Source organism: Janthinobacterium breve (assembly GCF_051380895.1).
GTDB lineage: Bacteria > Pseudomonadota > Gammaproteobacteria > Burkholderiales > Burkholderiaceae_D > Janthinobacterium.
Window position 1 is genome coordinate 414,287 of sequence record NZ_JBNYXY010000006.1, and the last position, 22,476, is coordinate 436,762.

General features: G+C 64.6%; 18 protein-coding genes. 8 read left to right on the plus strand and 10 right to left on the minus strand.

Annotation, left to right across the window (positions count from 1 at the left end; genetic code table 11):
- Window positions 1-58: 58 nt before the first annotated feature.
- Complete coding sequence (locus tag ACQ4W0_RS14390) at window positions 59-1,492, minus strand: aminotransferase-like domain-containing protein (RefSeq protein ID WP_436577320.1); 1,434 nt, start codon at window positions 1,490-1,492, stop codon at window positions 59-61.
- A gap of 127 nt (window positions 1,493-1,619) precedes the next feature.
- On the opposite strand from ACQ4W0_RS14390, the gene ACQ4W0_RS14395 reads away from it, so the two are divergent.
- The 3 genes from ACQ4W0_RS14395 to ACQ4W0_RS14405 all read left to right on the plus strand — a co-directional run bounded on the left by ACQ4W0_RS14395 (window position 1,620) and on the right by ACQ4W0_RS14405 (window position 5,555).
- The gene (locus tag ACQ4W0_RS14395; protein ID WP_436577321.1) at window positions 1,620-2,537 is read left to right on the plus strand and encodes a DMT family transporter; all 918 of its coding nucleotides are present in this window, start codon (window positions 1,620-1,622) and stop codon (window positions 2,535-2,537) included.
- Between the two features lie 176 nt (window positions 2,538-2,713).
- A complete protein-coding gene (locus tag ACQ4W0_RS14400) occupies window positions 2,714-3,907 on the plus strand; it encodes an aminotransferase-like domain-containing protein (RefSeq protein WP_436577322.1) in 1,194 nt (397 codons plus the stop codon).
- A gap of 289 nt (window positions 3,908-4,196) precedes the next feature.
- Entirely contained in the window at window positions 4,197-5,555 is a 1,359-nt protein-coding gene (locus ACQ4W0_RS14405) for a diguanylate cyclase domain-containing protein (RefSeq protein WP_436577323.1), read from the plus strand.
- A gap of 54 nt (window positions 5,556-5,609) precedes the next feature.
- Here ACQ4W0_RS14405 and ACQ4W0_RS14410 read toward each other — a convergent pair whose 3' ends face one another.
- The 4 genes from ACQ4W0_RS14410 to ACQ4W0_RS14425 are packed head-to-tail and all read right to left on the minus strand — an operon-like array spanning window position 5,610 to window position 10,733.
- Window positions 5,610-7,190 (minus strand): FGGY-family carbohydrate kinase, encoded by a 1,581-nt coding sequence (locus ACQ4W0_RS14410; protein WP_436577324.1) that lies wholly within the window; start codon window positions 7,188-7,190, stop codon window positions 5,610-5,612.
- A gap of 3 nt (window positions 7,191-7,193) precedes the next feature.
- Window positions 7,194-7,622: a hypothetical protein gene (locus tag ACQ4W0_RS14415; RefSeq protein WP_436577325.1), complete on the minus strand. Its 429-nt coding sequence runs from the start codon at window positions 7,620-7,622 to the stop codon at window positions 7,194-7,196.
- The gene (locus tag ACQ4W0_RS14420) at window positions 7,558-9,126 is read right to left on the minus strand and encodes a glycerol-3-phosphate dehydrogenase/oxidase (protein ID WP_436577326.1); all 1,569 of its coding nucleotides are present in this window, start codon (window positions 9,124-9,126) and stop codon (window positions 7,558-7,560) included. The genes ACQ4W0_RS14415 and ACQ4W0_RS14420 overlap by 65 nt, the downstream gene beginning before the upstream one ends.
- Entirely contained in the window at window positions 9,123-10,733 is a 1,611-nt protein-coding gene (locus ACQ4W0_RS14425) for an FAD-binding oxidoreductase (protein ID WP_436577327.1), read from the minus strand. Before ACQ4W0_RS14425 ends, ACQ4W0_RS14420 begins: the two co-directional genes overlap by 4 nt.
- Window positions 10,734-10,859: 126 nt before the next feature.
- Here ACQ4W0_RS14425 and ACQ4W0_RS14430 point away from each other — a divergent pair, with 126 nt between their 5' ends.
- The 3 genes from ACQ4W0_RS14430 (at window position 10,860) to ACQ4W0_RS14440 (ending at window position 13,840) form a co-directional block, all read left to right on the plus strand.
- Window positions 10,860-11,936, plus strand: a complete 1,077-nt coding sequence (locus ACQ4W0_RS14430) for an AraC family transcriptional regulator (RefSeq protein WP_436577328.1) — start codon at window positions 10,860-10,862, stop codon at window positions 11,934-11,936.
- Window positions 11,937-12,028: 92 nt separating this feature from the next.
- Window positions 12,029-12,811, plus strand: a complete 783-nt coding sequence (locus tag ACQ4W0_RS14435) for a 3-hydroxybutyrate dehydrogenase (protein WP_436577329.1) — start codon at window positions 12,029-12,031, stop codon at window positions 12,809-12,811.
- A 180-nt stretch (window positions 12,812-12,991) separates the two neighbouring features.
- Window positions 12,992-13,840, plus strand: coding sequence for a DUF2071 domain-containing protein (locus tag ACQ4W0_RS14440; protein WP_436577330.1), 849 nt, complete (start codon window positions 12,992-12,994; stop codon window positions 13,838-13,840).
- Between the two features lie 483 nt (window positions 13,841-14,323).
- Here the strand turns inward: ACQ4W0_RS14440 and ACQ4W0_RS14445 are convergent, their stop codons facing one another.
- A complete protein-coding gene (locus tag ACQ4W0_RS14445) occupies window positions 14,324-14,920 on the minus strand; it encodes a hypothetical protein (RefSeq protein ID WP_436577331.1) in 597 nt (198 codons plus the stop codon).
- A 61-nt stretch (window positions 14,921-14,981) separates the two neighbouring features.
- A complete protein-coding gene (locus tag ACQ4W0_RS14450; protein ID WP_436577332.1) occupies window positions 14,982-15,347 on the minus strand; it encodes a winged helix-turn-helix transcriptional regulator in 366 nt (121 codons plus the stop codon).
- Window positions 15,348-15,461: 114 nt separating this feature from the next.
- On the opposite strand from ACQ4W0_RS14450, the gene ACQ4W0_RS14455 reads away from it, so the two are divergent.
- Window positions 15,462-16,169: a glutathione S-transferase family protein gene (locus ACQ4W0_RS14455; protein ID WP_436577333.1), complete on the plus strand. Its 708-nt coding sequence runs from the start codon at window positions 15,462-15,464 to the stop codon at window positions 16,167-16,169.
- Window positions 16,170-16,287: 118 nt separating this feature from the next.
- On the plus strand, window positions 16,288-18,378 hold the full coding sequence (locus ACQ4W0_RS14460; RefSeq protein ID WP_436577334.1) for a S9 family peptidase: 2,091 nt from the start codon (window positions 16,288-16,290) through the stop codon (window positions 18,376-18,378).
- A 67-nt stretch (window positions 18,379-18,445) separates the two neighbouring features.
- On the opposite strand, the gene ACQ4W0_RS14465 is transcribed toward ACQ4W0_RS14460, so the two are convergent.
- From ACQ4W0_RS14465 to ACQ4W0_RS14475, 3 genes are all read right to left on the minus strand, one after another.
- On the minus strand, window positions 18,446-20,500 hold the full coding sequence (locus ACQ4W0_RS14465) for an esterase-like activity of phytase family protein (RefSeq protein WP_436577335.1): 2,055 nt from the start codon (window positions 20,498-20,500) through the stop codon (window positions 18,446-18,448).
- A 71-nt stretch (window positions 20,501-20,571) separates the two neighbouring features.
- Window positions 20,572-21,498 (minus strand): helix-turn-helix domain-containing protein, encoded by a 927-nt coding sequence (locus ACQ4W0_RS14470; protein ID WP_436577336.1) that lies wholly within the window; start codon window positions 21,496-21,498, stop codon window positions 20,572-20,574.
- A gap of 55 nt (window positions 21,499-21,553) precedes the next feature.
- Window positions 21,554-22,471 carry a helix-turn-helix domain-containing protein gene (locus tag ACQ4W0_RS14475; RefSeq protein ID WP_436577337.1) on the minus strand — a complete coding sequence of 306 codons (918 nt, stop codon included), beginning with the start codon at window positions 22,469-22,471 and terminating at the stop codon, window positions 21,554-21,556.
- Between the last annotated feature and the right edge of the window lie 5 nt (window positions 22,472-22,476).

Here is a 22,476-nt window from a genome sequence, read left to right on the forward strand (position 1 = left end):
GTTGGGGATGGTACAGGCGATTTCAAGAGCCCCCGCCGAATGTCCTGCAATGTCCGGTTTACCCCAGTGCGCGGGCGAAAAACGCCCAGATGCGCTCATCCTGCACGGTGGCCAGGTTCAGGCGCATGCAAGTGGACGGCAGCTGGCGCGGGGAAAACAAGCTGCCCGGCGCCAGCACCAGCCCCTCGGCCAGCGCCTTTTCGGCCAGCAGATTCGTGTCGCAGCCCGCGTCCGCCCACACGAACATGCCGGCTGATGCCGGATCGAAGCGCAAGCCCGCCCGTTCGACCTTGCGGTAGCTACCCTCGCGCACCTTGTCAAGCCGCGTGCGCAGGCGCTCGGCATGCTTGCGGTACAGCCCTTGCGAGAGGATTTTATATACCACGCGCTCGCCGATGTCGCTGGTGGTGAGCGTGGCGAGCATCTTGCGGTCGGCCAGGCGCTGCGCCCGTTCCGGCGACGTGGCGATGAAGCCCACGCGCAGGTTCGCCGCCAGACTCTTGGAAAAGCCGCCCAGGTAAATCACGCGGCGCAGCTGGTCCAGCGCGGCCAGGCGCGTGGCTGGCTGCACCGCGCCACCCGGGTGCATGTCGCAATAAATATCATCCTCGACGAGCAGGAAGTCGTGCAGTTCGGCCAGGCGCAACACCTGGAAAGCCTTGGCCGCCGACAGCGACGTCGAGCTGGGGTTGTGCAGCACAGAATTGATCACGTACAGCTTGGGACGGTGCAGGGCCGCCAGTTCGGCCAGCACGGCGATATCGGGGCCGTCTTTCAAGCGCGGGATGCCGATGACGTTCATGCCCATGGCGGCAAAGGCGCCGAACATCAGCCAATACGCGGGATCGTCGACGAAAATGGTCTCGCCAGGGCGGACAAACTCGCGCGCCACCAGGTCCAGCGCCTGCATCACGCCCACCGTGGTGACGATCTGCTCGGGCGGGCAGGCGATTTCCAGCCCCGCCAGTTTCAGCTGCAACTGCTGGCGCAGCGGCAGGAAACCCTGCGGCGCGCCATAGCCCAGCAGCAAATTGCCGGGCTGGCGGCTGACGTCGCGCAAGGCGCGCGCCACCAGATCGCCGTCGAGCCACTCGGCGGGCAGCATGCCGGAGCCGGGCGCAGGAATGGCCGGCGTCTGGCGGAACATGTTACGGATCAGCCACACCACGTCCATGGTCTGCGCCGCCGCGTCCTGCGCGCCAGCCGGCGGCGCCGGCGCGTTCAGGGGCGAGCGCTCGCGCACGAAAAAGCCGGCGCCGCGCCGCGATTCGAGGTAGCCGCGCGCCACCAGCTTGTCGTAGCTGGCCACCACCGTGGCGCACGACACGTTCAGGCTGGCGGCGCACTGGCGGATCGAAGGCATGCGCGCGCCGCCGCGCAGCAGCTTGTCGTCGATGCGCGCCGCCAGCGAGCGCGTGATCTGGTCGATCAGGGTTTCGCCCGAGGCGCGCGACAGCAAGGGTAGGGATGGAAAGGCAGGTGTATTGCTCATATGACCATGACAGTATGTGAAATTATGCGTGGAAGTGTATTTGTACTGTACTGCTATTCACGCCTAGGATAGCAGTATGGATCACACAAATCCATGCCTTTCCCTTACCGCACGCACCAGGAAACCCATGTCTTCACTCACGAGCACCGCTACCTCTCCCAACCACCCGCCCCGCTTCAGCGATGACCGCAAGGGGTTGCTGCTGGGCCTGATCGCCGTCGCGCTCTTCAGCCTGACCCTGCCCTTCACGCGCCTGGCGGTAGCAGAACTCGATCCCTCCTTTGTTGCCCTGGGCCGCGCCCTGGTGGCCGCCAGCCTGGCCGGCCTGTGGCTATGGCAGCAGCGCGCACCGTTGCCGCGGCGCGAACAGTGGCTGCCGCTGGCGCTCGTGTCGCTGGGCTGCGTGCTGGGCTTCCCCTGGCTGACGTCGATCGCCATGCGCAGCCTGCCCGCCTCGCACGGCGCCGTGCTGGTGGGTATTTTGCCGCTGGCCACGGCCGTGTTTGCCGTGCTGCGCGGCAAGGAACGCCCTTCTGCGGGATTCTGGTTGATGGCCCTGCTCGGCGCGGCGCTGGTGGTGGCGTTCGCCCTGCGCCAGGGCGGCGGCAGCTTTCACCTGGCCGACTGGCTGATCTTTGCCGCCGTGCTGCTGGCGGCACTCGGCTATGCCGAGGGCGGACGCCTGGCGCAAGCCATGCCCGGCCAGCACGTGATTTCCTGGGCGCTGCTGCTGGCCGTGCCCTTCGCGCTGCCTGCGGTGCTGTGGAACGCCTGGCCGCAGCGCGCACTGATGGCGCAGGCCAGCGGCGCGGCCTGGCTGGGCTTTGCGTATATCTCCGTGTTTTCCATGTTTATCGGCTTCTTTTTCTGGTACCGGGGCATGGCGCTGGGCGGCGTGGCGCGCGTGGGACAGACGCAGTTGCTGCAGCCTTTCCTCACGCTGGTGGGCGCGGCCGTGCTGCTAAATGAGCCATTGAAGGGCGAAAGCCTGCTGTTTGCCGGCGCCGTGATCGCCGTGGTGGCCATCGGACGCAAGCTGAAATAGGCCGGCCTGACGCCCGTTTGCAACGCCCTTGCGCGTGCGGATGGGCAGAGCGGCGTGCAAGCCGTACAATACCGCAGCACCATGGCGACGCCTATCCGGCGCCGCTTGCGCACGCACCGCCACAAGCGGGCCAACAAATCCAGCCGGCGCAGCTCGGCATCTTCTGTGAGACTCGTATGAAAATTGAAAATCCGAATCCGATCCAATGGCGCTTTGCCGAACGCGCGGAACAGCTGCAAAGCTCGTTCATCCGCGAAATCCTGAAGATCACGCAGCGTCCCGAGATCATCTCGTTTGCCGGCGGCCTGCCCTCGCCCGCCACCTTCCCCGTGGAAGAAATGAAGATCGCCTTCGACAAGGTCCTGTCGAACAATGGCAAGGTGGCCCTGCAATACGGCCCGACCGATGGCTATCTGCCGCTGCGCCAGTGGATCGCCGACTCCTTATCCAGCAATGGCAGCACCATCCTGCTCGAACAAGTGTTGATGACGTCCGGCTCGCAACAGGCGCTGGACTTGCTGGGCAAGGTCCTGATCGACGAAGGCAGCCGCGTGCTGGTGGAAACCCCCAGCTACCTGGGCGCGCTGCAGGCGTTTTCCGTCTACCGTCCCGAATTCGTTTCCGTCGATACCGATGACGAGGGCCTGGTGCCGTCGTCGATCAACCCCGTCGCCGATGGCGCGCGCCTGCTGTACGCGCTGCCGAACTTCCAGAACCCGACCGGCCGCAGCCTGTCCGTGGCGCGCCGCGTGGAACTGGTGGAAACCTGCGCCCGCCACGGCCTGCCGCTGATCGAGGATGATCCGTACGGCGCCCTGAGTTACAGCGGCGAGCCGTATCCGAAGATGATCAACATGAATCCGGACGGCGTGATCTACATGGGTTCATTCTCCAAGGTGCTCACGCCCGGCATCCGCCTCGGCTACGTGGTGGCGCCGATGCCGCTGGTGCGCCGCTTGGAACTGGCCAAGCAGGCGGCCGACCTGCACACGTCGCAGCTGACGCAGATGGTCGTGCATGAAGTCATCAAGGATGGCTTCCTGGACCAGCATATCCCCAGCATCCGCAGCCTGTACGGCAACCAATGCCAGGCCATGCTGTCGGCGCTGGAAGAGCATTTCCCGTCCGGCGTCAGCTGGACCAAACCGGAAGGCGGCATGTTCATCTGGGTCACGCTGCCGAAACACATCGACGCCATGAAACTGCTCGATGAAGCCATCGCCAACAAGGTCGCCTTCGTGCCGGGCGCGCCGTTCTATGCGAATACGCCGGACACGCACACGCTGCGCCTGTCGTTCGTGACGGTGCCGCCGGAACGCATCCGCGAGGGCATCGCCATCCTGGGCAAACTGATCGCCGCAAAAATGTAATTCCCCCTCCACGCCCCGCCTGCTGCGGGGCGTGTCACTGCTGCTCCCAACGCCAACGGGCACGCGTCTTTTCCGCCCAAAAACTGTCTTCACGATAGCAACTACGTGTATTTATTTTTAAAAATAGCATAAAAATAATATTTTCCACTTCCCATAATGTCGATTTTTTCACCCAAAAAATTGGCAAAGCGGTATGATTTGATCGCTATATCAGATTTAAACCCGGTCAGCATCACCGAAAGTGCAGCAAATGCTGGCATCGCAGAGTACATCGAGAAGGCCGGCAGCAATGAGTCCAGGCAGTGTGGGATGTCCCCAGCGGCATGAAGCCGCGATTTTGATTGTCGATGATGCGCCGGCCAACCTTGAGCTGCTGCGCAAGCTGATGAGCGAACAAGGTTATCAAACCTATGTCGCCACGTCCGGCGAACGGGCGCTGGCGATCGCCCAGCGCGCCCACCCCGACCTGATCCTGCTCGACGTGCTGATGCCGGACATGGATGGCATCGAAACCTGCCGCCGCCTCAAGCAACACCCGCTGACGCAGCGCATTCCCGTCATCTTCATGAGCGCCAAGACGGAGACGGAAGACGTGGTGGCCGGCTTCGACTGCGGCGCCGTCGACTACATCAGCAAGCCGCTGCGCATGGCCGAAGTGTGCGCGCGCGTGCGCACCCAGCTGCACATCCGCAGCAACAATGAAAACCAGCAGGAACAGGCCGAGCGCCTGCGCACTATCGTCAACAACATGGCCGAGGGCTTGCTGATCATCGAGGCGGACGGGCGCATCCAGTACACCAATCCCGCCTGCGACCAGTACCTGGGCTACCGCGAAAATGAGCTGACCGGACGCTCGATCGCTGAACTGCTCAGCCCCCTGGTGACGCAGGAATACCTCGATTACTTCGCCATGTACGCGGCCAATCCGGAGACGGCGCACAAACATGGCACGCGCGAAGTGGCAATCCGCCACCGCAACGGCGCGGCGCTGAGCATGGACCTGACGCTCACGCCCATGTATCTGCGCCAGCCCCTGTATATCGGCCTGCTGCACGACATCACGCACCATAAACAGTCGGAAGACGCCTTGCAACGCGCCGCCTACCTCGACCCGCTGACAAAGATCGCCAATCGCCGGCATTTCGACAGCTTCCTGGAGAAAGAGTGGCAGCGCGCCGTACGCGGCGGCGGCGCCCTGTCGCTGGTGGTGCTCGACGTCGATCACTTCAAGCTGTACAACGACAGCCTGGGCCATCCAGCCGGCGACAGCTGCCTGAAGCAGGTGGCGCAAGCCATCGCCGCGCATGCCGTCCGCCCGGGCGACCTGGCGGCCCGCTACGGCGGCGAGGAATTCGTCATGCTCCTCGCCGACACGGACGCCGACGGCGCCCTGCACCTGGCCGTAGCCATCCGCACGCAGATCGAAGCACTGCAACTGCCGCATCCGCGCTCCGCCACGTCGCCGTGGATCACCGTCAGTATCGGCGTGGCGACCATCTACCCGCACCAGCTGGACGATCGCGAAGCGCTGTTCGTCGCCGCCGACCGCGCCCTGTACGTGGCAAAGGAAGGGGGACGCAACCAGGTACGCGCCACGCATTCGGGCAGCACGGCCTGGGAAACGGTCAAGGCGCTCGTGCAGCGCTAGCCGCCTTCACCTTCACCTTCACCTTCACCTTCACCTTCACCTTCACCTTCACCTTCACTTTTCAGGATAGCCGGTGATGTCGGCGATCTCGCGATACAGCGGTTGCAGTCGCGCATACATCTTCTGGTAAACGCGCCGATACAGTTGTTCATAGACCTTGCTATGCCCGGGGTGCGGCTGGAATACCTTGCCCTTGCGCGTCATGGCTTGCACGGCGGCGGGAAAATCCGCATGCCAGCCCAGGCCCACGGCGGCGGCGATGGCCGCGCCCAGGCCCGAACTTTCATACACGTGGGCGCGCGCGGCGGGCAAGCCGAAGATGTCGGCCGTCAGCTGCATGGCCGCGTCGCTTTGCGAGCCTCCGCCCGCGATGCGCAACTCCGTAATTGCAATGCCGCTGCGCCGCTCGATGCGCTCCTTGCCTTCGCGCAGCGCATACGCGAGCCCCTCGAGGATGGCGCGGTACATGTGCGCGCGCGTGTGCACGTCGCCAAAGCCGATCATGGCGCCCTTCGCTTCCGGGCCCGGCACCTTGATGCCGGGGCTCCAGTACGGTTGCAGCATCAGGCCCATGGAGCCGGGCGGCACGGCCTCGACCAGGCGGTCGAACAGCGCCTCGGCGGACAAGCCCGTGCCATCGTCGGCCGCCGCCGCCCGTTCGCGGTCGCCGAACTGCTCCTTGAACCAGTTGACCATCCAGTAGCCGCGGAAAATCTGCACTTCCGTGCTGTAGGCGCCCGGCATGGCGGCCGGATACGGCGGAATGAAGCGCGTCACTTCCACGTAGTTGCGATTGGTCGTGTTGATGGTGGCCGTAGTGCCGTAGCTGAGGCACGCCACATGCGGCTCGACGCAGCCGGCGCCCAGCACTTCGCAGGCCTTGTCGGCCGCTGCCGCCAGCAAGGGCGTGCCCTCCGGGATGCCCGTCGCTGCCGCCGCCGCGGCCGTGATGGCGCCCATGCGCGTGCCCGGCGTCACCAGTTCCGGCAGCATGGAGCGCTGAATCGCCAGCGCCTGCCATTTCCAGTCGAAGCGCCCGGCCCAGGCGTGGCGCTTGTAGTCGAACGGGATGTACGCCACTTGCGATCCCGTCGAATCGATATACTTTCCGCACAGGCGGTGATTCAGAAAGCCCGACAGCAGCAGGAATTTATGCGTGCGGCGCCAGACGTCGGGCTGGTGCGCGCTGATCCAGTTGATCTCGGCCTCGCGGCGGAAGTACGTGATCGTGCCTTCGAGGCGCGTGGCGCGGAAAACGGCGCGCCACCACGGCGACAGTGGGGGAATCTGGCGCGTGCTGCGCTGGTCCAGCCAGGTGATGGCGGGGCGCAGGGGTGCGCCATGTTCATCCACGTTGACCACCGTGCCGCGCTGCGTGGTCACCGCCACGCCTGCGACCGACGATTTTTCAATGACGGTGCTGCACCACAGCTGCTGGCACGCTGCGCACACGGCTTGCCAGTAGCCGTCGGCGTCATGCTCGGCCCAGCCGGGGTGCTCGGAGTAATACGCTTCGAGGAACACCTGCGCCTTGGCCGCCAGGTTGCCGTCCCGGTCAAACAGCAGCGCGCGCACGCTTTGCGTGCCATTGTCGATGGAGAGTATATATGGGCCATTGCCCACTACGGAGGCCATGGCTTATGCCACGCTGGCCAGGGCGGCGCGCAGCGCCTGCAGCAGCGCCTGCGGATCTTTTTCCGGCTGCGCGCTGAACACGGGCGCTTCCCAATCCTGCCCGCGAACGGCCACCACGCGCAAGCGTCCCTGCGCATTCCAGGCCGGATACCAGCCCACGTCGACGATATCGCCATTCGCGCACGTGATTTGCAGCAAGTCTTCCCCCAGGTCCTCGATGAGGGCATTCACGGGCTGGCGCAGGTCCAGCGGGGACAGGCTGTCGTAGGTGATGCGGGCGTCGCCCAGCGCCAGGGGCTGGCCAAACAGGATGGTCTCGATGATGTTCTCCTTTTTATATTTTTTATCGTTGCTTTTATCGTTGACTTCATGCGCCTTGCGGCACGCTGTAATGACTGCGCCACAGGGCCAGATAGCGCGTCTGTTCCACATCCCAGCGTACATCATCCCACCCCAGTTCACGCTGGCAGATGGCGCGCAGGCGCGGCATGATAGCAAGCGCGCCGCCGGCCAGCTGCAAACCGAGGCGCGTGCGCCGCAGCAGCAGGTCGTCCAGGTGTTGCACGTCCTCCCTGCGCGCGCCCCAGCGCAACTGCGCCCATAAAGTCTGCGTGCCGGGAATCTGCTCCAGTTCGCCGCCCTGCGCCGCCTCGCACAGCGCCTGCGCGGCCGCGCCATGACGGCCCAGCAAGCGCGCGCGCTGCTCGCCATCGAGCAGCAAGGCCTTGCCCGACAAGGGCGGCGTGGCGTCAAAAATGGGCAAGGGGCGCAAATCCGCCTGCCAGCCAGGCAGCAGCGGCGCAGCGCGGCGCAATGCGTCGAGGGCGATCGCGCGAAACGTCGTCAGCTTGCCGCCCGCCACCGTCAGCAAGCCGCTTTCCAGCCATAGCGCATGTTCGCGCGCTTCCTTCGACGGGTCAAGCTGGCCGCTATCGATCACGGGGCGCACGCCGGCAAACGTGGCCAGAACGTCGTCTTCGCCCAGCGCCAGCTGCGGAAACTGCCAGCGCAGCGCCACCAGCAGGTATGCGAGTTCGCTGCGCGTGATGGCCGGCTCCAGGTCCAGGCTGGCGCCGTGGTCGACATCGGTGGTGCCCACCAGAGTCACGCCTTCCCACGGATAGGCGAAGACGGGGCGGCCATCGTGCGGGTGCATCAGGCTGACGGCTTGCGCCAGCGGCAGGCGCCAGGCAGGCAGCAGCAGATGGCTGCCGCGCAGGGGCCGCAGCTTCGGCTTTTCTCCCACCTGGCCGCGCAAGCCGTCGGCCCAGGCGCCTGTGGCGCTGATCACCAGGCGCGCGCGCACGGCAGGCGCCGTACCGTCGAGCGCATCCTTGAGCATGGCGCCCACGACCTTGCCGTCTTCACGCAGCAGCGATGCCACGCCCAGGTAATTGACGGCCACACCGCCATGGCGGCGCGCCTCTTGCAGCACGCGCAGCACCAGGCGCGCATCGTCCGTCTTGGCGTCCTGGTACAGCATGCCGCCTTGCAAGCCTTCGCGCTGGACGTGCGGCGCCAGCATGGCAAAATCGTCTGCGGCGACATAGCTGCGCGCGCGCCGGCCCGCCATCACGTCATAGATGGCCAGTCCCAGCATGAACTGGCGCCGCCCCGGTTTCCTGCCGACGTAGTCGCCAAAGGCAAAGCCCTGCGGCTCGACCAGCCCGGCAGCATCCGTCAGCAAGGCTTGCCGCTCATGCACCGACTCACGCGTCATCGCGAACTGGCCCTGTTTGAGGTAGCGCAGGCCGCCGTGCACCAGCTTCGATGAACGGCTCGACGTACCCCAGGCAAAATCGCGCTGTTCCACCAGCAGCGCCGTCAAGCCGCGCCGCGATGCTTCCAGCAAGATGCCGGCGCCTGTGATGCCGCCGCCGACGATCAGCACATCCCAGTCGCGCGCCAGGACGCCAGGCAAATCCGCCCTGCTCACAATCCGCCCCCGGGCTCGGGCAGCAGTTTGCCGGGGTTCATCATGCCCTGCGGGTCGAACTGGCGCAGCAGCGCGCGCATGGCAGCAATACCCAATTCTCCCTTTTCGGCTGCCAGCCAAGGCGCGTGATCCGTGCCCACGCCGTGCTGGTGGCTGATGGTGCCGCCGTTGGCCACGATGGCGGCGCAGGCCGCGTCCTTCAAGCTGCGCCAGCGCGCCATGTTTTCTTCATACGTGGGCGCCAGCCGGTACACATACGTGGTGTAGACACTGGCACCCTGCGCATACACATGCGACAGATGCGTGTAGGCGTGCACCTGCTCGCCATGCGCGGCCAGCGCACCAGCCCCCGCCTGCTCCAGCGCCGCCATCATCGGCGCCACGCGCGGCCAGTCGACGGCCGTTTCCACCGTGTCGATGACATAGCCGTGTTCCCAGGCGCCATTGCGCAGGTAGACGTTGCGAAAGCGCCCCTGTTTCCACTTGTCGCCCATGTGCCGCCCCACATGCACGCCCTTGTGCCGCCGCGCCAGCGCCAGGGCGCCGCGCAGGGCCGCGCGCGCCGGTTTTGCGTCTCCGCTGACGCCCACCATCAGCATGCATTTTCCTTCTGCGCAGCCGCGCAGGGACAAGTATCGCTCCAGCAATCCCACCAGTTTCTTGTGGCCGGCCAGGGTCAGCATGGTCTGCGTCTCGAGCGCGTTCGACAGGCGCAGCATGCACAGGGGCAGGCGTGACTGGGCCAGCGCCCGCACGGCCGCCTGCGCCTGACCCCAGTCGGCGAAAAACACGGCGTGGAATGCTTCGTGGGGCGGCAGCGGCGAGATGCGCACGGTGGCCTGCGTCAGGATGCCCAGCCGCCCTTCGGAACCGAGCACCATTTCGCGCAAGTCGATGCCGGCCGCCGAGGCGGGAAACGTGGGAATCGTCAAGGTGCCGGACGGCGTTTCCACTTCGCCGCCCGCAAACAACTGCTCGATGCGGCCATAGCGCAGCGATTGCTGGCCCGACGAGCGCGTGGCGATCCAGCCGCCCAGGGTGGAATATTCGAACGACTGCGGATAGTGGCCCAGGGTATAGCCCTGCGCGCGCAGCTGCGCTTCCAGGTCGGGACCGTAGACGCCGGCACCAAACGTGGCCAGCTGCGCCTCGCGGTCCAGATGGCCCAGCGCAGACAAGCGCCGGAGGCTCAACGACAGCACAGGGCGCGACCCCGCCGCCACCGTCAGGTGCCCGGCCACGCTGGTGCCGCCACCGTGGGGTATCACGGCCACGCACGCCTGGCGCGCGTATTCGAGCAGCTGGCGTACCTGCAGCGCGCTGTCGGGAAAGGCCACGCCATCGGGCACCGCGCCGATGCTGCCGTGGCGCAGCTTGAACCAGTCGGGCAGGCTTTGACCCAGCGCATGGCGCACGCGCGTGGCAGGCGTGGTGTCGATCAGCGGATGCGGCGCCAGGCGCGAAGCGGGCACCCGCGCGCAAGCGTCGTCAAATGTGGCGTCGAGCATGGGGCTGCCCGACCCCAGACGCTCGCCCAAAAAAGCCAGCGCCTCTGCGCTCAGCGCATACGTGACACTCTCGTCCCCCCAGCCATTCCAGCGTTGCATCGACATCCCCTGTGTTTGGCCAGTTGCGCGCCACGGCGGCTTGCTATACTGTCCTTGCCTTCTCAACAGCATATGCCGCCACAGTCCAAGGGTATTGGTTTTTCATGACAATCGCATTGTTCCATCATGCCAGGCACTGACAGCCACCACGCGGACGGCAGGGTCGCGGGCGCCTATCTGCAACCGCTGCTGGAAGCGGCCGGCGCGCACGGCATCGCCACCACCACCCTGGCGCGCGCGGCCGGCGTGGCGCCGCACAGCCTGGAAGCGTCAGCGGCCAGCCTGGCCGCGCGCGACTACGTGCGCCTGCTCGATGCGGGTGCGCAACTGGCGGGCGATGCGCATTTTGGCCTGCATGTGGGCCAGCGCGTGCGCATGGGCACTTACAGCGCGTATGGGTTGATTTTGCTCAGTTGCAAGAATGTGGGCCAGGCGCTGGAACAGACGGCCCGCTATGAACGGCTGGCGCACGACCTGGGCCGCTCGACATTGCAGCGCGATGGCGCCATCGCGCATTACCGCTGGGCCAGCCACTATCCGGGCGCCAGCCGGCACCTGGTCGACAGCGTCTTTGCAGGCATCCGCGTCTGCGGCGACTGGCTGGCGGGCCTGCCGCTGCCGCCGGCCCGGCTGGCGTTTACCCATGATGGCGGCGGCGACTTGCTGCGCCACGCGGCGCACCGCGATGAATACGTGCGCGTGCTGGGCAGCCTGCCCGCCTTCAACGCCCCCGCCAACACAGCCACCTTCGATGCGCAATTGCTGGACTGGCCCGTGCCGAACGCCGACGTCAGCCTGTACCCCGTGCTGTGCCAGCATGCGGAGCAATTGCTGGCGCAGCGGCAGTCCGCAGCAGAGAGCGGCGGCGGCATCGAGGCACAGGTCCATGCGGCCATCGTGGCGGGCTTGCGCCAGGGTTCGGCCCGGCTGGCCACCGTTGCCGCCACCCTAGCCGTCACGCCGCGCACCCTGCAGCGCAAGCTGGCCGATGCGGGCACCAGTTTCCAGGCCCTGCTGGACCAGGCCCGCTATGGCCTGGCGCGCGATTATTTGCGCGAGCCGGACTTGTCCCTGGTCGATATCGCCTTTCTGCTCGGCTACCAGGAACAGAGTGCGTTCAACCACGCGTTCCGCGTATGGGCAGGCACCAATCCCGGCGCCTGGCGCCTGCAGGAGTTGCAGGCGAGGCAAGCTGGTTTGTAGGCGTGCGCGGGCCATGCCCGGCGCGTTTTCTGGCTATACTGGCATAGTCTGACTTCCCACGATCACTCCAACCCGCAATGCAAAGGATTAATATGCAACTCAAAGACAAAGTCGCACTGATTACCGGCGCCGCCAGTGGTATCGGCAAGGAAATGGCCATTGAATACGCGAAACAAGGCGCCAAGGTGGTCATCGCCGACCTGGCCCTGGAAGCGGCCAGCAAGACGGCCGAGGAAATCAAGCAATCGGGCGGCCAGGCATTTGCCGTCGCCATGGATGTCTCCAGCGAAGCACAGGTCGACAAGGGCGTGGCGGATGCCGTGGCCCACTTCGGCGGCATCGATATTCTGATCAGCAATGCGGGCATCCAGATCATCAGCCCCGTCGTCGACTACCCGTTCGATCAATGGAAAAAGATGCTGGCCATTCACCTGGACGGCGCCTTCCTCACCACGCGCGCCTGCATGCGCGAAATGATCAAGGCGGGCCGCGGCGGCGCCATCATCTACATGGGGTCCGTGCACTCGCACGAAGGCTCGCCCTTCAAGAGCGCCTACGTTGCCGCCAAGCATGGCTTGCTGGGCCTGGCCAAGGTGGTGGCCAAGGAAGGCGCGAAAGACCACATCCGCGCCAACGTCATCTGCCCCGGCTTCGTGCGCACGCCGCTGGTCGACAAGCAAATCCCCGAGCAGGCGGCCCAGTTGAAGATCACGGAAGAGGAAGTGATCAAGAATGTGATGCTGAAGGAAACCATCGACGGCGAATTCACCACCACCCAGGACGTGGCGCAAACGGCCATCTTCCTGGCCGCCTTCCCGTCGACGGCACTGAGCGGACAATCCATCGTGGTGAGCCACGGCTGGCACATGCAGTAATGCAGTAATAGTGACGCCCGCCCACATCGGCTGCGCGGCGCCCTGTGCGGCCTGTGATGCTCGCTGTGCTCCAGCATAGCTGCGCGTCTAGGCCACACATCACTGCCGCTCGCGATGATGTGGACGGGCGTTGCAGCGTTAGCGTATCAACCTTCCTGCGCCTTTCCCGAAAGTTCCCAATTGCACGACAATACTTACCGTCACCCGCGCGCGGGCTGGCCGGGGCGCCTGTTTGCCGCACTCGCCAACTGCACGCACTTTGCCAACGCGCGCCAGGCTATCCTGTCCCGCCTGCCCTTCCTGACCCTGCACAGCGACGTGCGCGACGTCGTCTATGTGAGCTGGCTGGTCGACGCCGCTGCCGCGCAGCAATTGCTGCCCGCTGGCGTGACCCTGTGGCAGCGCGATGGCAAGACGCCGTTTACCGTGCTGACCTACCGCCACGGGCATTTCGGCCCAGCCCTGCCCGATCCCTTGCGCCGGCTGCTGCCGTCTCCCCTGCAAAGCAACTGGCGTTTGTACCTGGAGCACACGCCACCGGGCGCGCCCGCCGTGCCCTGCGTGTATTTTCTGAAAAACATCATGGATAGCTTGCCCCATGCGCTGGGCACGCGGTTGTTCAGCGACATATTACCGACGCACCTGGCCGCCGGCATGACGCTGGAGGTCAGCGCCACGCAAGCCCACTGCAGCATTGCCAGCGGCACCGGCAGCGCTCCGGCACTGGAGGTGCAGGCCGACATCGTTGGCGGCAAGACGCTCGACGGGGATTGGCACCAGCTGTTCGGCAACTGGCATGATGCCGTCGCCTTCCTGGCTTGCCAGGATGCGGCCATCGCGCACGTGCCACGCAACGACAAGCTGGTTTTCGGTGAAATCGACCTGCCCGTTGATCTGGATCAAGTGCAAGCGCTGACGACCTTGCGCGCCGACTGCGGCTTGCTGGGGCAGTTGCCGCCCGTGTCCAGGCCGTTCGCCTTCCTCGTGCCCAAGGTACCCTTCAAGGCGCTGTCCGAGCGCCTGCTGTAGCACGGCGACGCTCCGGCGCACGCAGGGGCGTAGCCGGGCCTGCGCATACAGGGTGCATGCCTTCGCCACATGCTGGCGCGTGGGCTTGGTGCGCACGGACACGTAGCCGACAGCCACGCCATCCGCCACCACCGGCGTCACGTTCGCCAGCACCCAGTAGTAATCGCCATTCTTGCAGCGGTTTTTCACCATGCCGCTCCACGAGCGGCCCGAGCGGAAGGAAGATTGAGTCGCACGGTCGGATCCTTGGCTGTAGCCCTCGCGGGCACGGGAAAGCGGGCAAATGCGGGACGGCAGGAAGCCGGCGGCAGTTTGCACCGATACCTTAATTTTAATATTTAATTATTAATTAAAAGCAGCAATTCTTACGTGCGAAATTACCTTGTGAATCTGCAAATATTGCAGGTGGCAGCGTGGCCACAGGAGGATGGCGAGAGCAATACCGGAACAGCGTGGCTGTTCCGGCGGCAAACAGCGTGGCGTTTAACGTGGCACGTAGCGCCAGTTGCCGCTTTCCAGCATGAAGGTCAGTTCCGTCTTGATGCCTTCCGGACGGCTCGGTACGCTCAATTCCGTGTCGCACACCAGGTAACCCGTCTTGCGCTTGACGTCGCACTCGTTGACGGCCTTGACCTGCATGGTGGTCTGCGCTTCCTGCATCTGCACATCCTTGGCCGCTTCCGGATTGCGCGCCACTTCTTCCTTGGCCCAGGCGCGTATCATCGCTTGCGCCTCGGCCGGCGACGGTCCCGCGAACTTGGCATCCTTGCGCTCGACGCCGACCCAGGTGCCGCCCTCATTACGCAGCGGCAACACATTAAAACCATCGCGCATGCCGGCGCTCATGGCGACCAGGCACACCACTTCGCCTGGCACTTCCAGCGAATCCTGGCAACCCTGCAGGCTCTTGACCTTGACGGCGATCGGTACCGGCATAGCCGATTGCATCTTGGCTTGGGTCTTGGCCACGCCCGCCTGCACTGCAGCCTGGATTTGCTCCAGCGTGGGCATGGTAGCGGCATGGGCCGGCAAGGCGGCGAACAGGGCGGCGGCGGTCAGGGCGAAGGAGGTCAGGCGCATGGGTATCAAGAGTAGTGATGAAAGGCCGGCAGTCTAGCACTTTGCATAAAAACAGCTGTTTCTATAGGGAATTATCCACGGTATCCGGTGCGAGAAAAGCGCCGCCCCCGTCCGCCTGCCCGCGCAGGCGCAGGCCGATGGCGCGCAGCATTTCCACCAGTTCCTGCAGGCGCAAGCCCTCCTCCGTCAGCCGGTATTCCACCTTCACTGGCACTTCCGCGTAGATGGTGCGCGTCAGCAAGCCCGCCTCTTCCAGCGCGCGCAAGTCCAGGGTCAGCATGCGCTGCGAAATATTCGGTACGGCGCGGCGGATTTCGCTGAAGCGCTTCGGCCCCGCCATCAGATAGCTGAGCAGCACCACTCTCCAGCGCCCGCCCAGCAGTCGCATGGCTTCTTCCACGGCGCAGCCGGAGACATTGTCTTTCATGGTTGGCTTCCCACCTGGTATAAAAAATGTACCTATATCACATTATTCTGCCTTCTTCCAAATAGTAACCATTGCCCTTAGACTGCCCTTCTCTCACCCCATTGGAGTTTCGACTTGGAAACCACCCTGGTCTACAGCGTGCCGTTTGGCTGCTCGTTTGCCGCCATCGCCGCCCTCGAATGGAGCGGCTTGCCCTTTCAACTTGCCCGCGTGGAAGCGCGCGACCCGGCCAGCAAGCAGCATCCTGCCTTTCTCGCCATCAATCCCCTGGGCCAGACGCCGGCCCTGCTCACGCACGCGGGCACGCCGCTGCTGGAAAGCATGGCGATCCTGCTGCACCTGGCCGCCCGCGCGCCGGACAGCCAGCTGGGTTTTGCCCAAGGCACGCAGGAGTACGACCGCCTGAACAGCGTGCTCTCCTTTTTGCACACGACCTTCCACGCCGCCTTCATGCCCGCCTTCCAGGCATCGCGCGCCGCCGCTGGCGATGCGCGCGCAGCCGTCTGGCGCGAGATGGCCGTCGAGAAGGTGAACAAAAGCCTGGCGCACCTGGAGCGCCTGCTCGCTGGCCGCGCCTGGCTGGCTTCCGATGCCACGCCCACGATTGCCGACGCCTACCTGGCCGCCACGGCGCGCTGGGCCGAACCGCTGCAACTGGCGCGCCTGGCCGACTATCGGCACGTGGCGCGCGTGCTGGCCGCGCTGGAACAAGACCCCGGCATCCGCTTTGCCCACGCCATCGAGGATGGCTTGCCAGCGGCAAGCCAGGGCGGATTCCTGGGCCACGTGGCGCTCGACCAACTGGCAACTCCGGCCGGCTAACCGGCGGTCAACTCCCGCTTGGACTGCCTCTTTATTGCTATGATGTCGGGCTGCCGGCGGTACAGCCGGCCACGTCAATACCATATCGATAACGTCGCAATATAAAACGGGAGTTTGAATGAGTTTACGTCTGCTGCTCTTGGGAGCATTCAGTGCCGCCATGGCCACCACCGCCGCTGCTGCAGAATCTGCGCTGGCCGCGCCGCGCGGTTTCACCGTGGAAGACATGGTGGCAATGGAACGCGTGGGGAGTCCCGTGCTGTCGCCGGACGCCACGCGCGTCGTCTACACGGTGCGCACCACCAACCTGGACAAAAACCGCGGCAACACGCAGCTGTGGATGGTCGACCTGCGCGCGCCAAACGCGGCGCCGCGCCAGCTCACGCGCGGCGATGCCAGCGCCAGCGACCCGCAATGGTCGCCGAACGGCGACGCCATCTACTTCCTGTCGGGCCGTTCCGGCTCCTCGCAAGTGTGGCAGCTCCCGCTGAACGGCGGCGAAGCGGCCAAGGTCACCGACCTGGCGCTGGACGTGGACACCTACCGCTTGTCGCCGCAGGGCGACCGCCTGGCCTTCAGCATGGGCGTCTTCCTCGATTGCGCGGACGTCGCCTGCAGCAAAAAACGCCTCGATGAAAAAGCCAAGAACAAGGCGAGCGGCATGGTCTACGACCAGATGTTCGTGCGCCACTGGGATACCTGGGCCGACGGCCGCCGCAATGCGCTGTACTCGGCGCCCATCGACGCCAGCGGCAAGGTCAGCGCCGCACCTGTCAGCCTGAGCGGCACCCTGGATGGCGACGCGCCTTCCAAACCGTTCGGCGACAATGGCGAATACCACTTCAGCCCGGACGGCAAGACCGTGGCATTCTCGGTGCGCGTAGCTGGCCGCACGGAATCGTGGTCGACCAACTTCGACGTCTACACGATACCTGCCGCCGGCGGCCAGGCGCCGCGCAATCTCACCGCCGACAATCCGGCCTGGGATGCGAAAGCCACGTATTCGCCCGATGGCCGCACCCTGGCGTATGTCGCCATGACCAAGCCGGGCTTCGAGGCGGACCGCTTCCACCTGGTCTTGATGGATGTCGCCACGGGCAAGAAACGCACCCTGGCCGATGACTGGGATCGTTCCGTGGCGGACTTCCGCTGGACGCCGGACGGCAAGGCCTTCCTGGTCGCCGCCGATGACGTGGGCCAGCACCGCCTGTTCCACATCGACGCGGCCAGCGGCAAGGTCGCTGCGCTGACGGGCAAGGGCGCCGTGGGCGACTTCGACGTGCGCGGCAATACCATCGTGCTGGCGCAAGCCAACCTGGCTTCGGGCGCGCAGCTGTACACGCGTAAACTCGACGCGAAGTCGGAAAACGCACCGATGCAGCAGTTGACGAAGCAGAATGCGGCAGCGCTGGCCGACGTGCGTTTCGGCGAATATGAACAGTTCTCGTTCGCGGGCGCGAATGGCGAAACCGTCTACGGCCACGTGATGAAGCCGTGGAATGCCAAGGCCGGTGAAAAGTATCCCATCGCTTTCCTCGTCCACGGCGGCCCGCAAGGCAGTTTTGGCAACAGCTGGAGCTACCGCTGGAATCCGCAAGTGTATGCGGGCGCCGGCTACGCCACCGTCTTCATCGACTTCCACGGCTCGACCGGCTATGGCCAGAAGTTCACGGATTCCATCAGCGGCGACTGGGGCGGCAAGCCACTGGTCGATCTGCAGAAGGGCCTGGAAGCGGCCACCAAGAAGTTCCCATGGCTGGACCGCGAGCGCAGCTGCGCGCTGGGCGCGTCGTATGGCGGCTACATGATGAACTGGATCGCCGGTAACTGGCCGGACGGCTTCAAATGCCTGGTCAACCACGACGGCGTGTTCGACAACCGCGGCATGGCTTACGCGACGGAAGAACTGTGGTTCACCGAGTGGGAAAACGGCGGCCCGTACTACGACGCGCCAGCCAAGCACGAACAGTTCAACCCCGTGAACTTCGTGAAAAACTGGAAGACGCCGATGCTGGTGGTGCAGGGCGACCTGGACTTCCGCATCCCTACCGCGCAAGGCCTGGGCACCTTCACGGCGCTGCAGCGCCAGGGTATCCAGAGCAAGCTGCTGGTCTTCCCGGACGAAAACCACTGGGTGCTGAAACCGGCGAACTCGCTGCTGTGGCATCACACGGTGCTGGACTGGTTGAACACCTACACCAAAAAGTAAGCCTGGCCCACAGTAAAAAAGCCGCACAGTTCACACTGTGCGGCTTTTTTTCATCCGTCCGGCTGCATCAATACGTATTGAGCGCCTTGGCGAACTTCACGATCCACAAGCGGCTAGGGCGTTCACGGTCGTCGCCGCGCGCCACGCGGATGGTATTGCCCGCAGTGCAGCCGACGGCAGCGCTGGTGACGATGGCGCCGTTCGCATCAACCGTGCACTTGGTCACGTCGGCATCCGCCACTTCCACGCCATTCGCATCAAAGATCTTGGTTTTCAGGCCGAAGTCATTGTCGTTGGCCAGCGCGATGGTGGAGTCGTCGATCAGGGTCAAGCCTTCGGCCTTTTCCGCCGCCCAGCCGATGGCGTTCAAGTCCAGCAGCAGGGTTTTCTTCAGCGGCGTGACAGCCGTCCAGTCGGCGCCATTCACGGCCGCGCCGCCCATGCTGCTTTTTTCCAGGTCGGAGGTCGTCGCATTGAAGGCGGCGGCCGCGATATCGGTGGCGCCCTTCAATTCGACCAGCATCAGCTTGTTAAAGACCTTGCCCGACGGCGCGGCGCCCTGCTCGATGACGAGGAACTTGCCGCCGCCCAGCGCCACCATGTCGCCCAGCTTGGCGTTGCCCGTGCGGCCATCCTGGTAGTCGGCGGCATTCAGCGGATACGCATACATCTTGCCGCTGGTGCCCGTCGTCGGATCGAATTCGATCCAGCGCGTGAAGCGGGCGAAGCGCTCGACCTGTTCATTCTTCTTCGTCACCGTGTACGGCGCGCTGCCGTCGGACAAGGGGCTTTGCAGGAAGGCGTACAGCTTGTCGTTGCTCGTGTCGAGGGTCATGCCTTCCATGCCGCGATTCGCGCGGCGCTTGGCGAACAGCGCCGGCAAGCCCTTGCCCGGCTCGTACTTGGCCTGGATGACGCCAGTGGCGGCATCGATCTTGACGATGAACGGGCCGTATTCGTCGGACACCCACAGCGCATTGCGCTTCGCATCGACGACGATGGCTTCCGAATCGAGGCCGCCCGCGTTGAAGACAGCCTTGCCGGTCGCGTCGAACTTCATCGCATCCATGACGGGAATCTCGGCCGAATTGCCCACCGCGCCTACGGGCACGGGCAAGCCCGAGCTGTTGACGGTGGCCGATACCTTGATCGGGGTGCTGGACGTCAGCACGGCGCCGTTCTTGCCCACCGTGATCACGCCGAACGAGGGGGTAAAACTGGGTGACGGGAAGATCTTGCTGCCGATGGTGCCCTTGCCCGATGGGTCGGGCAGCAGCGGGCCATCGCCATTCGGGCCGCGGTCCGTCAAGCCATAGAATTCCAGGTCGCCCGCCGCATTCTTGCCCTTGTAGGCCAGGCCCGAACCATACGACGGCAGGAAGCCGTTCGGGAATTCGCCCTTGATTTTCGCATTCGCGCCTTCGTACGGCACATAGTATTTGTCCGCTGCCTGGATCTGGTAGCGCGTCACGGTGACTTTCACTTCGCCCACCGGATTGGCCTGCGTCAGCGCTTCGTTGACGGGCGCGCCCACTTTCGAGGCGAGGGTATCTTCGAAATGCTCGCGCACCAGGGCGCGGCGCTCCGCATCGACCGTACGACTGGCGAATTTCCCGCCCACGCTGCTCAAGTGTGCGACCAGGGCCGCGTTGAAGACGGCCGGAGCGACGGCAAAGTCCAGCGTCTTGCCGGCCAACGCTGCCTTCACTTCGGCCGTGAGCTTGATGCCGTTCGACGGATCGCTGTCGTCATCGAGCAGTTGCAGCGCCAGCAGGCGGTTGACGACCTTGTCGTCCGCCACATTCGTGCTGGCGGCCAGCGCCAGCGGCGTGACGACGGCGCCGCATGGCGCCGAGCCCAGGGCCAGGCCGCCCACGCTGAAAGCCACCGTCTCGCCCGGGTTGCAAATGAATTCGCCCTTGGCATTGGTGCTGGACTTGGCCGCGCTGCCAGCCACGTAATCGAGTCCCTCCACCGCACCGTCGAGGAACACGCCCGTCTGCGCCACGGGTTTGGCCGGTTCCGCCGGCGTACTATCGCTGCCGCCGCAAGCGGCCAGGGTCAGGCTGGCGGCGATGGCCAGCAGGGTCAGTTTCGGGGTCGACGTTACAGCAGTGTTCATGCATTCCTCGGCTAAGGTGGGATTGAAGCCGTGGAGAGTAACTGGGCAAAGTGACAAGCCCATGACAGCCTTCACGCCAGTGGCGTATCCGCAACAGGCCCGCCGATGCCGCCAAAGCGGCCATCGGCCTGGCGCCGAAATTCCTTCGGCGTGACGCCTTTCACCTGCAGGAAGCGGCGGTTGAAATTGGCCACATTCTGGAAACCCACGTCGTAACAGACGTTCGACACATAGTGATCGGTATCCATCAACAGCTGGCACGCCTTGTTGATGCGCAAACGGCTGATGAAATCCGTAAAACTGTTGCCCGTCGCCTTGCGGAAGAAGCGCGAGAATTTACTCAGCGACATGCCCACTTGCTCGGCCAGCATTTCCGCCGAAATCGGCTCGCGGTAATTGTCCGTGATGTAGTTGAGGACGGAATTGACCTTGGCCAGGGTGGCGTCATCGTCGTACGAGCGCAGGGAGGCGCTCGATAGCAAGCGGTAGTTGGCCGTGCGCGCCAGCTTGCTGATTAACTGGACGAATTCGGCGAAGCGCTCGGCGCCATGCGTGGCGCGGATGCGCGCCAGGTGCTGCTCCGCCTCATGGCCCATGTCGAAAAACTCCACTCCATAGCTGGAGCGCTCCAGCAGGGGCAGCAGCTCGCGCAGTTCGGGGATAACACGCGCGGCGCCAGCCAGCGGCGCGTGGGCGAATTGCACGATCATGTCACGCAGGGCCACGCCCCCTTCCGGCACCACGTTCGAGATCCAGTTATGCGGCAGGCGCGGGCCCGTCAGCACCAGGTGGCCGGGCGAGAATTCGCCGATATAGTCGCCCACGAACAATCGCCCGCTGGTGGCGACGATCAGGTGCAGCTCATACTCTTCATGGCAGTGCCAGCGCACGCGCGAGCTGGGATAGCCATGTTCCAGGTAATTGATGATGCCGTCGTAGCTTTCGCGTTCCAGTTCAGGCGCCTTGCGCTCGCTGTCCTTCTGCCACAGGTGTTCCATGCTTGTCTCTCTCAGGCTGTCCCCGCCTGTGCCATCCAATGTACCTCAAAAAGCCTCATGCGCCAAAACGGCCCAGCGCCTGCTGGCGAAACTCCTTCGGCGTCATGCCCTTCAATTCCAGGAAACGCCGGTTGAAGTTGGCCACGTTATTGAATCCCGCTTCGTAGCAGATGTTGCTGACATAGCGCTCCGTCTCCATCAGCAGCTGGCACGCCTTGTTGATGCGCAGGCGGTTGACGAAGTCCGTGAAGCTGTTACCCGTGGCGCTGCGGAAGAAACGCGAAAACGTCCGCTCGGGCATGTCCACCTGCTCGGCCAGCTGTTTCAGCGAGAACTGGCTGCTGTAATTGTGCACGATGAAGTTGATGGCCGAACTGATGCGCGCCAAGGCAACGTCGTCGTCGCTCGACTGCATCGGCACCGTCGACAGCAATTGGTAATCGCTGGTCTGCGCCAGTTCACCCAACAAGGTCAAAAACTCGATGAAGCGCGGCAGGCCGCTGCTGTCGCGGATGCGCTGGAAGCGCCGCAGCGACTGCTCGCTGACGCCAAAGAACTCCACGCCGTGCAGGGCGCGCTGCAGCAGCGGAAAAATATCCTTCAATTCGGGAATGGCGGCGGACATCGAAGCCAGCGGCGCGTGCGAAAACTGGATCACCATGTCGCGCAAGGCCACGCCTTCGGGCGGCGTGTCGAGCGAGACCCAGTTGTGCGGCACGCGCGGCCCCGTCAGCACCAGGTGGCCGGGCGTGAACTGGCCGATGTAGTCGCCCACGAAGACCTTGCCGCTCGTCTTGACGATCAGGTGCAGTTCGTACTCGTCGTGATAGTGCCAGCGCACCAGTGCATTCGGAAAGCCATGCTCCAGGTAGCGGATGAAGCCGAAACTGCCTTTTGGTTCGAAGCCGGGCGTGGCATCGCGCTGCTGTTCCAGCTCCATCTGCGGCAAGACAGCATCGGCTTTGCGTGGCATGGCGC